Origin of the sequence: Paenirhodobacter sp. CAU 1674, assembly GCF_029222945.1 — a bacterium.
Taxonomy (GTDB): Bacteria; Pseudomonadota; Alphaproteobacteria; order Rhodobacterales; family Rhodobacteraceae; genus Rhodobacter.
On the sequence record NZ_JARHUH010000005.1, the window covers coordinates 42,922 to 56,145 of the forward strand.

11 protein-coding genes are annotated in these 13,224 nt (G+C 66.4%); 6 read left to right on the plus strand and 5 right to left on the minus strand.

Annotated features, from left to right (window positions below; genetic code table 11):
- Positions 1-7 precede the first annotated feature (7 nt).
- The 3 genes from murJ to P2G62_RS08410 are packed head-to-tail and all read right to left on the minus strand — an operon-like array spanning position 8 to position 5,546.
- A complete protein-coding gene (gene murJ, locus P2G62_RS08400) occupies positions 8-1,555 on the minus strand; it encodes a murein biosynthesis integral membrane protein MurJ (RefSeq protein ID WP_275734440.1) in 1,548 nt (515 codons plus the stop codon).
- Positions 1,555-4,317, minus strand: coding sequence for a [protein-PII] uridylyltransferase (locus P2G62_RS08405; protein WP_275734441.1), 2,763 nt, complete (start codon positions 4,315-4,317; stop codon positions 1,555-1,557). Before P2G62_RS08405 ends, murJ begins: the two co-directional genes overlap by 1 nt.
- 47 nt (positions 4,318-4,364) lie before the next feature.
- On the minus strand, positions 4,365-5,546 hold the full coding sequence (locus P2G62_RS08410) for a penicillin-binding protein activator (RefSeq protein WP_275734442.1): 1,182 nt from the start codon (positions 5,544-5,546) through the stop codon (positions 4,365-4,367).
- Positions 5,547-5,647: 101 nt separating this feature from the next.
- Between P2G62_RS08410 and rsmI the strand changes: the two genes are divergently transcribed.
- The 4 genes from rsmI to P2G62_RS08430 all read left to right on the plus strand — a co-directional run bounded on the left by rsmI (position 5,648) and on the right by P2G62_RS08430 (position 8,909).
- On the plus strand, positions 5,648-6,553 hold the full coding sequence (gene rsmI / locus P2G62_RS08415; RefSeq protein ID WP_275734443.1) for a 16S rRNA (cytidine(1402)-2'-O)-methyltransferase: 906 nt from the start codon (positions 5,648-5,650) through the stop codon (positions 6,551-6,553).
- Positions 6,550-6,909, plus strand: coding sequence for a YraN family protein (locus P2G62_RS08420; RefSeq protein WP_275734444.1), 360 nt, complete (start codon positions 6,550-6,552; stop codon positions 6,907-6,909). The genes rsmI and P2G62_RS08420 overlap by 4 nt, the downstream gene beginning before the upstream one ends.
- Before the next feature lie 129 nt (positions 6,910-7,038).
- Positions 7,039-7,986 (plus strand): glutathione synthase, encoded by a 948-nt coding sequence (gshB, locus tag P2G62_RS08425; RefSeq protein WP_275734445.1) that lies wholly within the window; start codon positions 7,039-7,041, stop codon positions 7,984-7,986.
- On the plus strand, positions 7,983-8,909 hold the full coding sequence (locus P2G62_RS08430) for an alpha/beta hydrolase (protein WP_275734446.1): 927 nt from the start codon (positions 7,983-7,985) through the stop codon (positions 8,907-8,909). Before gshB ends, P2G62_RS08430 begins: the two co-directional genes overlap by 4 nt.
- Here P2G62_RS08430 and P2G62_RS08435 read toward each other — a convergent pair.
- On the minus strand, positions 8,878-10,389 hold the full coding sequence (locus P2G62_RS08435) for a YifB family Mg chelatase-like AAA ATPase (RefSeq protein ID WP_275734447.1): 1,512 nt from the start codon (positions 10,387-10,389) through the stop codon (positions 8,878-8,880). The genes P2G62_RS08430 and P2G62_RS08435 overlap by 32 nt on opposite strands.
- A 65-nt stretch (positions 10,390-10,454) precedes the next feature.
- Positions 10,455-11,333: a glutathione S-transferase gene (locus P2G62_RS08440; RefSeq protein ID WP_275734448.1), complete on the minus strand. Its 879-nt coding sequence runs from the start codon at positions 11,331-11,333 to the stop codon at positions 10,455-10,457.
- A 188-nt stretch (positions 11,334-11,521) separates the two neighbouring features.
- On the opposite strand from P2G62_RS08440, the gene P2G62_RS08445 reads away from it, so the two are divergent.
- Positions 11,522-12,400 carry an RNA polymerase factor sigma-32 gene (locus P2G62_RS08445; protein WP_275734449.1) on the plus strand — a complete coding sequence of 293 codons (879 nt, stop codon included), beginning with the start codon at positions 11,522-11,524 and terminating at the stop codon, positions 12,398-12,400.
- Positions 12,397-13,224 (plus strand): ChaN family lipoprotein, encoded by an 828-nt coding sequence (locus P2G62_RS08450; RefSeq protein ID WP_345799265.1) that lies wholly within the window; start codon positions 12,397-12,399, stop codon positions 13,222-13,224. The genes P2G62_RS08445 and P2G62_RS08450 overlap by 4 nt, the downstream gene beginning before the upstream one ends.

The window sequence follows — 13,224 nt, forward strand, 5'->3', positions numbered from 1 at the left end:
CCGCGTATCAGCCCCGTTTGCGGCGCAGCATCTTGCCCAGATCGCCGGTGCGATAGGCGCCCAAGGCGGCGCCAAGGCCGAAATAGGTTACGATCCCGGCTCCGCACAGCAGCGCCAGCGCGCCCCAGCGGGTGCCCCGCGCGATCAGCGCCTCGTGCAGCCCTTGCGCCGCGCCCCACAGCACCAGCCCCATCAGTGCCGAGGCCAGAACGATCCGCCACAACCGGCGCCAGAACCGCGCGTCGGGGCGGGCGGCATCGCCCATCTTGCGCGCGCCGAGCCACAGTTGCGCGACCATCACCCAGCCCGAGACGGTCGTGGCCAGCGCCGCCGCCATGAAGCCCATCAGCGGCATCATCCCCACGGCAAAGCCCGCGTTCACCAGCATCGACACCAGCGCGAAGTGGAAGGGCCGCCGGGTATCCTCGCGCGCGTAGTAAAGCGGCTGCAGCACCTTTTGCAGTACGAAGGCGGGCAGGCCCAGCCCGTAGGCCGCCAGCGCCAGCGCGGTCGCCTGCGTATCCTGCGCGGTCCACGCCCCGCGCCCGTAAAGGACCGAGACCAGCTCGGTCGCGATGACAACCAGCGCCACGGCGGCAGGCAGGGTCAGGAACAGGGCAAACTCGGCCCCGCGGGAAAAGCTTTCGCGCCCGGCCGCATGATCGCCCGCGCGCAGCTGGCGTGACAGCGTCGGCAGCAGGACGGTGCCAATTGCGATGCCCACCACGCCAAGCGGCAGCTGATACAGACGGTCGGCATAGCTGAGCCAGGCCACCGCGCCTTCGGTGAACGAGGCCACCTGACGCCCGACCAGCAGGTTGACCTGCACCACGCCGCCTGCCAGCACGGCAGGTCCCGCGATCACCAGCAGGCGTTTCAGATCGGGGGTCATGTGCGGCCAGCCGGGACGCAGGCTGTAGCCCAGCTTGCGCGCGGAAAACCAGGTGAAGGCCAGTTGCGCGATGCCGGTCAGAGGCACGGTCCAGGCCAGCGTCAGCCCGTAATCCCAGCCCGCGATCCCCGCGATCCACAGCGCCACGATGAACATCAGGTTCATCAGCACGGGCACCAGGCTGGCCTCGGTAAACCGTCCGAAGGCGTTCAGAACGCCCGACAGCAACGCCACGAGCGAGATGAACAGGATATAGGAAAACGAGATCCGCCCGAACAGCACCGCCATGTCGAAGCGCGCATCGCCCGCAAAGCCCGAGGCCATCAGCCACACCAGCCCCGGCATCGCGATGGTGCCAATGACGGTGAAGGCGATCAGCACCGCGCTGAGCCCGGCAAAGGCATCCTGCGCGAATTTGCCCGCATCCTCGCCGGTTTCCAATTTCTTGGCGAAGATCGGCACGAAGGCCATGTTGAAGGCGCCCTCGGCAAAGAACCGGCGGAACATGTTGGGCAGCGAAAACGCCACCAGAAACGCCTCGGCCACGGGGCCCGAGCCCAGATAGGCCGCGATCATCATGTCGCGCACGAAGCCCAGAAGGCGGCTTGCAAAGGTCCACAGGCCGACGGTCAGGAACCCCTTCACCAGACGAATGGGCTGCATCAGGTATTGGCCCTTTGCGCGCCCGAGGCGATGGCATCGCGCAGGCGTTTTTCCAGCGCTTCCTGTTTGCCCTTGGCGTGCAGTTTCAGCCCGAACATGTCCTTGACGTAGAAGGTATCGACCACCTGCGCGCCATAGGTCGCGATCACCGCGCTGGCGATGTAGATATTGGCAGAGGCCAGCGCGCGGGTCAGGTCATACAGCAGACCGGGGCGGTCGCGGGTGTCGACCTCGATCAGCGTGTAGATATCCGATCCTTCATTGTCGAAGGTGATATGGGTCGGGAACTTGAACTCGCGTTCACGCTTCTTGATCTTGTCGCGGTCTTTCAGCGCCTCGCGCGCCACGACCTCGCCTTTCAGGGTTTTCAGGATCATCTGGCGCAGCCGCTCCAGCCGACCCGATTCATACGGGTGGCCCTCGGCGTCCTGCACCCAGAAGACGGCGGTCGCATAGCCGTCCTTCGAGGTATAGGTGCGCGCATCGACCACGTTCGCGCCCACCAGCGCCAGCGCGCCCGCCAGCCGCGAGAAGGTGCCCGGATGGTCGGCCAGCGCGAAGGCCGCGCGGGTCGCGTCGTGGTCGGGGTCGGGGTGCAGGTCAATGCGGATCTCGTCATCGCCCAGATCGCGCAGCATCTTGGCAAAGATCACATGGGTCTCGGTCGACAGGCCCTGCCAGTAAGGGTCGTAATGGCGGGCGGCCTCGGTGCGCAGATCCTTGGTTTCCCACCCCGCCAGCGCCTCGCGCAGCGCGCGCTTGGCCTCATCGGTGCGTTGTTCGCGGTTCAGCGCCTCCAGCCCGTGTTCCAGCGCGCGCGCGGTATCCGAATGCAGCCGCCGCAGCAGCGTGGCCTTCCAGTTGTTCCACACCCCGGGGCCCACGCCGCGGATGTCACACACCGTCAGCACCGTCAGCAGATCGAGCCGCTTCTTGGTCTTCACCAGCTTGGCAAAGTCGCGGATCGTGCGCGGATCGGACAGATCGCGCTTCTGCGCCACGTCCGACATCAGCAGGTGATGCCGGATCAGCCATTCGACGGTTTCGCATTCCTCGGCATTCAGCCCCAGCCGGGGCGCCACCTTGCGCGCGATCTGGGCGCCCAGGATCGAATGATCCTCGGGGCGGCCCTTGCCGATGTCGTGCAGCAACAGCGCCACATACAGCACCCGGCGGTTCAGCCCTTCGTCCAAGATGTGCGAGCTGAGCGGCAGTTCCTCGACCAGTTCGTGCCGTTCGATCTGCGCCAGCGCCGAGACCACCTGAATCGTGTGCTCGTCCACGGTGTAGTGGTGATACATGTTGAACTGCATCATCGCCACGATCGGTTCGAATTCGGGGATGAAGGCCGACAGCACGCCCAGCTCGTTCATGCGTCGCAGCGCGCGTTCGGGGTTGCCGTGCTTGAGCAGCAGATCCAGGAAGATCCGCCGCGCCTCGCGGCTTTCGCGCAGATTGTCGTCGAACTTGTCCAGATTGGCGGCAACCAGACGCATCGCATCGGGATGGATCAGCAACCCGGTGCGCAGGCCTTCCTCGAAGATCCGCAGCAGGTTCACCGGATCGGCCAGAAACGCCTTGGCGTCCGACACGTTGATGCGGTTGTTGTCGTCGATATAGGGCGCGCGCAGCTTGCGCTTGCGGCGGAAGATGCGTTGCAACATCGGCGCGTGCTTGACGTGCTGGGCCTCCAGCGCGGTCAGGAAGATGCGGGTGACCTCGCCCACACGGGTGGCGTGGCGGAAATAGTCCTGCATGAAGACCTCGACCGCGCGGCGCCCGGCAGTGTCGGTATAGCCCATCCGCCGGGCGACCTCGACCTGCATGTCGAAGGTCAGCTGATCGGCGGCGCGCCCGGCGATCAGATGCAGATGGCAGCGCACCGCCCAGAGGAAATCTTCGGCGTCGCGGAAATGCTGGTATTCCTCGGCGGTGAAGACGCCCAGCGGCACCAGTTCGGCCGCCCGATTCACCTGATGCAGGTATTTCGCGATCCAGTAGAGCGTCTGCAGATCGCGCAACCCGCCCTTGCCCTCTTTGACGTTGGGTTCCAGCACATAGCGCTGCCCGCCCTGGCGTTTGTGCCGCTCGGCGCGTTCGGCCAGCTTGGCCTCGATGAACTCTGGTGCGGTGTTGCGGAACAGATCGCTGTGCAGCCGCTCGGTCAGATCATGTGCCAGGGCTGCGTTGCCGTCGATGAAGCGATGCTCCAGCAGGGCGGTGCGGATCGTGTAATCCTCGCGTCCCAGCCGGATGCAATCCTCGATGCTGCGCGAGCTGTGGCCGACCTTCAGCTTCAGATCCCACAGCATGTAGAGCATCGACTGGATGACGTTCTCGGCCCGTGAGGTCAGTTGCGCGGGCGTCAGGAACAGCAGGTCGACATCCGAGGATGGCGCCATCTCGGCCCGGCCATATCCGCCCACGGCCAGCACCGCCAGCCGTTCGGCGTCACTGGGGCGGGGTAACGGGTGCAGCCGTTCGGTCGCGACCTGAAACACCGATTGCACGATGCCGTCGGTCATCAGCGAATAATGCGCAACGGTTTCGCGTGCGACGCGGGGATGGGCGGAAAAGGCGGCCTCGATCCAGGGCGTGGCGGCGTCGCGCGCCTGGGCCAGAAAGCGCACGGTTTCCGTGCGGATCTCACGCTCGTCGTTCAGCGTGGCCAGCGTGCTGGAAAGCGCAGCCTTCAGCGCGGGCGGGTCCAGAAGCAGGGGCGCCCCGGACAGATCCGGGGCGAAGGGGGTCGTATCTGTCACTTGCTCGCCATGTCCCGTTTGGGTCTGCTGGGTGGGGGCGCGCCGGGTCAGAACCCGGCGCCACCAAAGGATCTGGGCGCAGGGTCGATGACCACGGCCTGCCCGTTGCGGACCTCGGCCACGGCCAGGCCGCGCTCGTTGCTGCCATCGGGGCGCAGCCGGAAGATGCCGTTGACGCCGACAAAACCCGAGCCCTGCGTCAGGCCCGCACGGGTCAGCGCATTGGGGTTGCCCGATTTGACCAGCGCGCCGATCGCGGCGATCCCGTCATAGGCCAGCCCGGCGATCGGATGCGGCATCTCGCCATAGGCGGCTTGATAGCGGCTCTGGAACTGTTGGTTCATGACCGGATCGGGCATCGCGAACCAGCCGCCCTGCACCCCCGGCAGCGACAGGGTGGCGGGCGGAATATCCCAGCGGGTCAGGCCGATGAACTTGGCCATATCCGGGGACACGCCCTGTTCGGGCAACAGTTGCGCCAGCAGCGGCAGTGCGCCCGCCGTGTCGGCTGTCATGAACAGCGCGTCGATATCGCCCGCCTTCACGCGGCTGGCAATCGCGGGAACGGCGCTGGCCACCCCCTGCTGCGAGAATGGATAGGCGGCCTTGCCGGCCACCACCGCGCCGCTGCGTGCAACCGCGGATTCGATCGCCCGCGCGCCGATTTCGCCCGCAGTGGTCTGCTCATGCACGACCATGATCCGCCGCTTGCCCTGCCGCGCGGCATAGCTGACCAGCCGGTTGGCGGTATTGGGGAAGGTCGGTCCCAGCACAAAGACGTTACCGCCTGCGATGTCGGTGTTGTTCGAGAACGACAGAACGTTCACATTGCGGCTGGCAACGGCAAGGCCCGCGGCATTCGCGGCCTCGGCGAACACCGGCCCCAGAATCACCTTGGCGCCGTCGTCGACCGCCTTGGATGCGACCTGGGCCGCCTGCGCAGGGGTGCCGCCGGTGTTGTAGACGCGCAGATCGACCTTGACCCCCTGCAGATCCGAAATCGCCAGTTCTGCCGCCTGCCGCAGGGATTTCGCCAGCATTTCATCGCCGGAATTGGCCGACCCGCCCGGCACGAGCAGCGCCACCGGCACCGGGGCAGAGGTGTCGATCCGCTGGCCGGTATTGCCGCCCACCGTTGCCATCGGCTCGCAGGCGGCCAGCCAAAAGGCCGACAGCAGCACGCCGATTCGAAGCAACGGGTTGCGGGGGGAGCGTAAAGTGGCAAACATAACAGCGTCCTCTGTTCTGGGAGCAGGGGTGTAAAGACGGGCGAACCCTAGGCGTTTCCCGGTGCGAAGTAAACTTTGCTGGATGCGGGAAAGGTATCAGGATGGAACAAGGCGAAGCGTTGGGCGGAACTGCGCCGAATCCCGGCGGACGGCGGGTGGGAAAACCGCTGGAGGCGGGGCTCTATTTTCTGGCAACCCCGATCGGGGCGGCGCGCGATATCACCTTGCGGGCGCTTGATATTCTGGGGGCGGCGGATGTGATCGCCGCGGAAGATACGCGCACCCTGCGGCACCTTATGGAGATCCACGGCGTGGCGCTGGGGCACCGGCCGCTGATCGCCTATCACGATCACAATGGCGAGGTCGCGCGGCCCAAGCTGCTGCGCGCCCTCGCCGAAGGCAAATCGGTGGCCTATGCCTCCGAGGCGGGCACGCCGCTGGTTGCGGATCCGGGCTACCAGTTGGGGCGCGCGGCGATTGCGGTGGGACATCCCGTCTTTGCGGCGCCGGGCCCATCTGCGGTGCTGGCCGCACTGACGGTCTCGGGGCTGCCTTCGGACAGGTTTCTGTTTGCTGGCTTCCCGCCCAATACGGCCAGCGCCCGCCGCAAATGGCTGCGCGAGGTCGCACAGGTGCCCGCGACCCTGATATTTTATGAATCCCCCAAGCGCGTTAGCGAAATGTTAGCAGATTGCGTGACAGAGTTCGGAGAGGAGCGGCTGGCGGTTGTCTGCCGTGAATTGACCAAACGCTTCGAAGAGGTGCGTCGCGGAACATTGCGCGATCTGGCCGCTGAATTTTCCGGCCAGTCGGTGAAGGGCGAAATTGTCGTGCTCGTCGACCGGGCGCGGGGGCGGCAATTCGGCCCCGAAGATGTGGATGCGGCGTTGCGCGATCGTTTGGGGCGGATGAGTGTGAAGGATGCGGCGGCCGAGGTGGCCGAAGCGCTGGGTCTGCCCCGGCGTGAGGTCTATCAGGCGGCTCTGGCGCTGGAGAAAGACAAATGAGCGGTGCGGTTTCCTATTATGCGGGGTTGGCGGCCGAAGATCAGGTCGCGGCCCATTACCAACGGTCCGGTCGCCGTATCGCGGCGCATCGCTGGCGCGGGCGGTATGGTGGCGAGATTGATCTGATCGCCCGTGAAGGGGATCAGGTCGTTTTTATCGAAGTGAAGCGTGCCAAAACCCATGCCTGGGCTGCCGAACGGCTCTCACAACGTCAGATGCGGCGGATCTGCATTTCCGTCGAGGAATTCATGGCGTCTGATCCTGAATTCGCCAATCTGGATGTGCGTTTCGACCTTGCGCTGGTCGATGCGGCCGGGCGCATCGAAATTGTCGAGAACGCCTATCACGGCGACTGATCGCGGCAGTCAGAGGCCCCTGGTCAGGTTTGTGCGCCTGTGCAGGGGGGCTGTGCGGGATGCGCAAAGGTCCAGATTGCATCGCGGGGCTGGGCGGGGCATCAAGAGGGCAACGAAAGGGGGCGCTCAATGGCCTTGAAAGTTGCGATCCAGATGGACCCGATCGGTGCGGTGAATATCGACGCCGACAGCACCTTCCGCCTTGCCGAGGAGGCGCAGGCGCGGGGGCATACGCTTTTCTACTACACGCCCGATAAGCTGATCTATCGCGAAGGTCACGTTTTGGCACGCGGTTGGCCTTTGACGGTGCGGCGAGAGCGCGGCAATCATTTCACGCTGGGTGCCGAGGCGGAAGTCGATCTGGCCGATTACGATGTGGTCTGGCTGCGTCAGGACCCGCCTTTCGACATGGGCTATATCACCACGACGCATATTCTGGATCGTATCCATCCGGCGACTTTGGTGGTCAACGATCCGTTCTGGGTGCGCAACTCGCCCGAGAAATTGCTGGTGTTGAACTTCCCCGACCTGACGCCGCCCACGCTGATCGCGCGCGATCTGCCGACGATCCGCGCCTTCAAGGAGGCGCATGGCGACATCATCCTGAAGCCGCTTTACGGTAATGGCGGGGCGGGGGTGTTCCGGCTCGACCCGAACGACCGCAACCTTTCGTCGCTGCACGAACTGTTTACCGGCATCAACCGCGAGCCGCTGATCGCACAGAAATATGTGCCGGCCGTGGTCAAGGGCGACAAGCGGATCATCCTTGTGAATGGTGAGCCGGTGGGGGCGATCAACCGGGTCCCTGCGGCGGGCGAGACGCGCTCTAACATGCATGTCGGCGGACGGCCTGAAAAGGTTGGCCTGACGGCGCGCGATCGCGAGATTTGCGCCGCCATCGGCCCTGTCCTGCGCGAGAAGGGCCAGATTTTCGTCGGGATCGACGTGATCGGGGACTGGCTGACCGAGATCAACGTCACCTCGCCCACCGGCATTCAGGAGCTGGAGCGTTTCGACGGGGTGAACATCGCCGAAAAGATCTGGCAGGTGATCGAGGCCAAACGGGCGGCACGATGAGCCTGCGGCTGCGCGGGCTGAACCTGGCGTTGCGCTGGTTCGCCAAGCCACGCCTGACCAGGTTGCGCGCGCTGGATGTCATCCGCCGGGATGTCGAGCGGGTCGGGGGCGGGGTTCTGCGCCGCCCACCGTTCCTGTGTGCCCTGCAATTGGATCTGGGCGCGGGGCTGGCTGCGTTGTCGGTGCGCGCGGGGCAGGTCGAACGGCCCGGCACTGTCGGGCTTTATCTGCATGGCGGGGCCTATATTGCAGGGTCGCCGCGGGCCTATCTGCCGTTGCTGGGCCGCTTGGCCGGTCTGGCGCGGGTCGAGATCGTGGCGCCAGACTATCGGCTTGCGCCCGAGCATCCCTTCCCCGCCGCCTTGCAGGACGCAGAGGCTGCGTGGAGCGCGCTGTTGGCGCGAGGCTATGCGCCCGAAAATATCGTGCTGATCGGTGACAGTGCGGGGGGCGGGCTGGCGCTGGCGTTGCTTGCGCGGCTTTGTGCGCGGGCGATGCCGCCTGCCGGTCTGGTGGCCTTCAGCCCCTGGACCGATCTGACCGGGGCGGGCGCGTCGATTTGGGAAAACCGCAACAGCGATTCGATGCTGGTCGCTGCCCGTCTGCCGGAAACCGCGCAGATGTATCTGCAGGGCGCCGCGGCGGATGATCCCGGGGCCTCGCCGCTGTTTGCCCGGTTTCCCGACTGTCCGCCGGTGCTGATCCAGCTGTCCGACAGTGAAATCCTGCGCGACGACGGGCTGAGGATGGCGGATCGGTTGCGCACATTCGGGGCGCGGGTCACCGTTCAGACCTGGGTCGGGGCGCCTCATGTCTGGCACATGTTCGACGGCTATGTCCCCGAGGCGCGCGCCGCGCTGCAAGATGCGGCGCGGGCGATGCGGGCAATGCTCAGGCTGTCGTCAGCGTCAGGCGATAGCTGACGGCTTCGGCCAGATGCGGGCTGCGCACCCTGTCCGACCCGTCCAGATCGGCAATCGTGCGCGCGGTGCGCAACACCCGGTGATAGCCGCGCGCGGTCAGCCCGATGCGCTCGGCCACGCGGGCCAGAAGGGCGCGGCCTTCGGCATCTGGGCTGGCGATCTCTTCGAGCAGCGCGCCCTCTGCCTCGGCATTGACGCGCACGGCGGGGTGATTGGCGAAACGCGCGCTTTGCCGGGCGCGGGCCTCGGCCACCCGGGCTGCGACCGTGGCGGAACTGTCGCCACGGCTGGGCAGGTCAAGATCGGCATAGGCCACGGGTGGCACCTCGATGCGCAGATCGAAACGGTCCATCAGCGGCCCCGAGATCCGACCCAGATAATCGCTGCCGCAATTGGGCACCTTGGCGCAGGCCCGCGCCGGATCGCCCAGATAGCCGCAGCGGCAGGGATTGGCCGCCGCGATCAGCAAAAACCGGCAGGGATAGCGCACATGGGCATTGGCGCGCGCCACCACCACCTCGCCTGTTTCGATCGGTTGGCGCAGGGTTTCCAGCACGGCGCGGGGAAATTCCGGGAACTCGTCCATGAACAGCACACCGTTATGCGCCAGGCTCACCTCGCCCGGGCGGGCACTGCGTCCGCCGCCGATCATCGCCGCCATCGAGGCGGTGTGATGGGGTTCGCGAAACGGGCGGGTTCGGGAAATGCCGCCCTCGGACAGCAACCCCGAGAGCGAATGGATCATCGAGGTTTCCAACGCCTCGACGGGTGACAGCGGCGGCAGGATGCCGGGCAGGCGGGCGGCCAGCATGGATTTGCCTGATCCGGGCGCGCCGACCATCATCAGATGGTGACGCCCGGCCGCGGCGATTTCCAGGGCGCGCTTGGCCCGTTCCTGGCCCTTCACGTCGCGCAGGTCGCGGGCCTGCGGGGCCGAGGCGACCTCACCCGGGGTGGCCTGTGGCAGGGGCGCCTGCGCGGTGATGTGGCGCAGCGCCTCGTTCAGCGTGGCGGGGGCGAAGACCGGGGTCGCGCCGACCCAGGCCGCCTCGGCGCCGCAGCCGCGCGGACAGATCAGCGCGCGGTTGTCTTCGGCGGCGGCCATTGCGGCGGGCAGGGCGCCCGCGACCGGGGTCAGCCGTCCATCCAGTGCCAGTTCGCCAATCGCCACCAGCGATTCGATCTCTTCGGGCGGCAGAATTCCGATCGCTGCCAGCAGTGCCAGCGCGATCGGCAGGTCGAAGTGCGACCCTTCCTTCGGCAGGTCGGCAGGCGACAGGTTGACGGTGATTTTCTTCATCGGCAGCGCGATGGCCAGCGCGCCAAGTGCTGCGCGGACGCGCTCGCGCGCTTCGCTGACCGCCTTGTCGGGCAGCCCCACGATGGAGAACGACGGCATGCCCTGCGCCAGGGCGCATTGAACCTCGACCAGGCGCGCCTCGACCCCTTCGAAAGCCACTGTGTAGGTTTTTGCCACCATCGCCGCCCCACCGCTATGGTTAACGGCTAGCGGGCAGGCGTTTAAGAATCGTTAACGCGGCCTGTTCAGGCGGGCGTGGCGGCGACCATCTCCATGAATTTCGGCCAGGCTTCGGGATCGGCCAGCGTCTTGTCGCGGCAAAAGGCGTTGCAAAAGCCCCAGACGCGCCCGTCCATTTCCAGAAAATCGGTGACCGGCTCGCCCGAGTAGGGGCAGGCCGTGTTGACCGACGGACCAGCGGCCACGCGCGCGGCCCGCGGGGCCGGGCCGGGCCAGGGGCGGGTCGGCCAGTCGCGTTTGTAGAAGGGCTGATCGGGGCCATCGGCCGCGCCCATCGCGCGCCAGCGGCGGAAATGCGGGTCCGCTAGCTGCGTGGCTACATAGGCCGCAGCTTCGGGGCCGACCGGCAGGTTATACCCCGCGATCCGTGCCGCCACCGGGGCGAAGAAGGCATCCGCAATGCTCCACCGCCCGAACAGCCACGGCCCGCCCGCGCCGAATTTTTCCCGCGCCATCGCCCAAAGCTGTTCGATTCGCGCCAGATCCTGCAGCACCGGCGCAGGCGGTTCGCAATCGGAATAGCTGACGCGCAGGTTCATCGGGCAATGGCTGCGCAGCGCGTCAAAGCCCGCATGCATTTCCGACGCCAGCCAGCGTGCCGTTGCGCGCGCGGCCGGATCGGCAGGCCAGAGCCCGGCTTCGGGGTGCCGTTCGGCCAGGGTTTCGGCAATCGCCAGCGTTTCGCCGACCAGCGTGCCATCGGGCAGGCGCAGCGCGGGCACCAGGCGCGCCGGGGCGAAATCGGCCAGAAGCCGTGCGAAATCATCGGAGTAAAGCCGTCCGAGAGCCACCTTCACCGGCAGCCCGGCATGTGCAAACAGCAACCAGCCGCGCAAAGACCAACTGGAGTAACTGCGATCCCCGATCGCAAGATGATAGCCCATCGCGCCCTCGCTCTGTGTTCGATTCCCGGAGGACAAAGCTAGCATCGCTGCACGGCTTGCCAATGGTGTATCTTGGAGTGAACAATTTCGTGAGATCGCTAACATCGCCCGGGACAACCTGACAAAACTGTTTCATAGTTGCACGGCAGAGCACGCCAACAGTTGGGTGGGAGACCCGGGAGACTGCCATGGCACTCGATGGTATGAACGACGACACGCTGCCGCGGCAGGCGATGCGCGCGGAATATCTGGATGCGGAAACCGAGGCCGAGCTGGCCCGCGCCTGGCGCGACCGGCGCGACGAGGCCGCGATGCATCGGCTTGTGACGGCCTATATGCGGCTGGCGATTTCGATGGCCGCCAAGTTCCGCCGCTATGGCGCGCCGATGAACGACCTGATCCAGGAAGCCAGTCTTGGCCTGATGAAAGCCGCCGACAAGTTCGACCCGGACCGCGGCGTGCGGTTCTCGACCTATGCGGTGTGGTGGATCAAGGCCTCGATCCAGGAATTCGTGATGCGCAACTGGTCGATGGTGCGCACCGGTTCGACCTCATCGCAGAAGTCGCTGTTCTTCAACATGAAGCGGGTTCAGGCGCAGATCGAGCGCGAGGCCGATGCCGAAGGGCAGACCCTGGATGGCGCGCAGATGCGTCAGCGTCTGGCCGAGGTGATCGGTGTGCCGCTGGCGGATGTCGAGATGATGCAGGGGCGTCTGGCGGGATCGGATTTTTCGCTCAACGCCACCCAATCGACCGAGGATGAGGGCCGCGAATGGGTCGAGGCGCTGGAAGATGACAGCGCGGGCCCCGAAGAGCAGGTGGCCGAGGCGCATGATGGCGCGCTGATGCGCGGCTGGCTGGTCGAGGCAATGGGCCAGCTGTCGGATCGGGAGCGGTATATTGTCACGCAGCGCCGCCTGATCGAGGCGCCGCGCACCCTTGAAAGCCTGGGTGAAGAACTGGGCCTGTCGAAGGAACGCATTCGTCAGTTGGAGGCCCAGGCCTTCGGCAAGCTGCGCAAGACCCTTGAAACCCATGGCCCCGAGGTCCAAAGCTACTTCGCATGAAGATGCTTGCCGCCCTGTTGACCTCTGCGGCGCTGACCTGTCCGGTCAGCGCCGAGGAAATCACCGCCGCCGATCTGCCTGCACGCATTGCACAGGCCGATGTCGAGATTTTGGTGCTGGGCGAGGTGCATGACAACGCCACCCATCACCTGACGCAGGCGGCGGCGGTCGCGGCCTTTGCCCCGCGGGCGCTGGTGTTTGAAATGCTGACCCCCGATCAGGCGGCGCGGGTGACCCCGGCCTTGCGCACGGACCCGGTGGCCCTGGGGCAGGCGCTTGGCTGGACAGAGGCGGGCTGGCCCGATTTTGCGCTTTACGCGCCGATCTTTGCGGCGGCCCCCGATGCGCTGATCGTCGGCGCCGCCCTGCCGCGCGAAGAGGTGCGCCGCGCGATGACCGAGGATCTGGCGCGCGTCTTCGGCCCGGATGCCTCGCGTTACGGGCTGGATCAGCCCTATCCCGCCGAATTGCAGGCCGAACTGGAGGCGCAGTCGCAGGCCGATCACTGCGGGGCGCTGCCGCCCGAGATGCTGGGCGGCATGGTGGCCGCGCAGCGACTGCGGGACGCGGCTTTCGCGCGTGCCGCGTTGCGGGCGCTCAAGACCTCGGCAGGGCGGGTGGCGGTGATTACCGGCACCGGACACGCACGCAATGACCTGGCCGTGCCTGCGATGATCCGTGCGGCCAATCCCGGCGTGCGGGTCGCGAGCCTGGGCCAGTTGGAGGCCGCGCCGGACGAGGCCCTGCCCGCAGATCAGCCCTTCGATTGGTGGATCGTGACGCCACCCACCCCGCGGGACGACCCCTGCGCGGCATTTCGCTAG

What these genes read in the sequence shown, in the direction of transcription:
- murJ (WP_275734440.1), bottom strand. Translation starts at nt 1,555, where the DNA reads ATGCAGCCCATTCGTCTGGTGAAGGGGTTCCTGACCGTCGGCCTGTGG.
- P2G62_RS08410 (WP_275734442.1), bottom strand. Translation starts at nt 5,546, where the DNA reads ATGTTTGCCACTTTACGCTCCCCCCGCAACCCGTTGCTTCGAATCGGC.
- rsmI (WP_275734443.1), top strand. Translation starts at nt 5,648, where the DNA reads ATGGAACAAGGCGAAGCGTTGGGCGGAACTGCGCCGAATCCCGGCGGA.
- P2G62_RS08420 (WP_275734444.1), top strand. Translation starts at nt 6,550, where the DNA reads ATGAGCGGTGCGGTTTCCTATTATGCGGGGTTGGCGGCCGAAGATCAG.
- gshB (WP_275734445.1), top strand. Translation starts at nt 7,039, where the DNA reads ATGGCCTTGAAAGTTGCGATCCAGATGGACCCGATCGGTGCGGTGAAT.
- P2G62_RS08430 (WP_275734446.1), top strand. Translation starts at nt 7,983, where the DNA reads ATGAGCCTGCGGCTGCGCGGGCTGAACCTGGCGTTGCGCTGGTTCGCC.
- P2G62_RS08435 (WP_275734447.1), bottom strand. Translation starts at nt 10,389, where the DNA reads ATGGTGGCAAAAACCTACACAGTGGCTTTCGAAGGGGTCGAGGCGCGC.
- P2G62_RS08440 (WP_275734448.1), bottom strand. Translation starts at nt 11,333, where the DNA reads ATGGGCTATCATCTTGCGATCGGGGATCGCAGTTACTCCAGTTGGTCT.
- P2G62_RS08445 (WP_275734449.1), top strand. Translation starts at nt 11,522, where the DNA reads ATGGCACTCGATGGTATGAACGACGACACGCTGCCGCGGCAGGCGATG.
- P2G62_RS08450 (WP_345799265.1), top strand. Translation starts at nt 12,397, where the DNA reads ATGAAGATGCTTGCCGCCCTGTTGACCTCTGCGGCGCTGACCTGTCCG.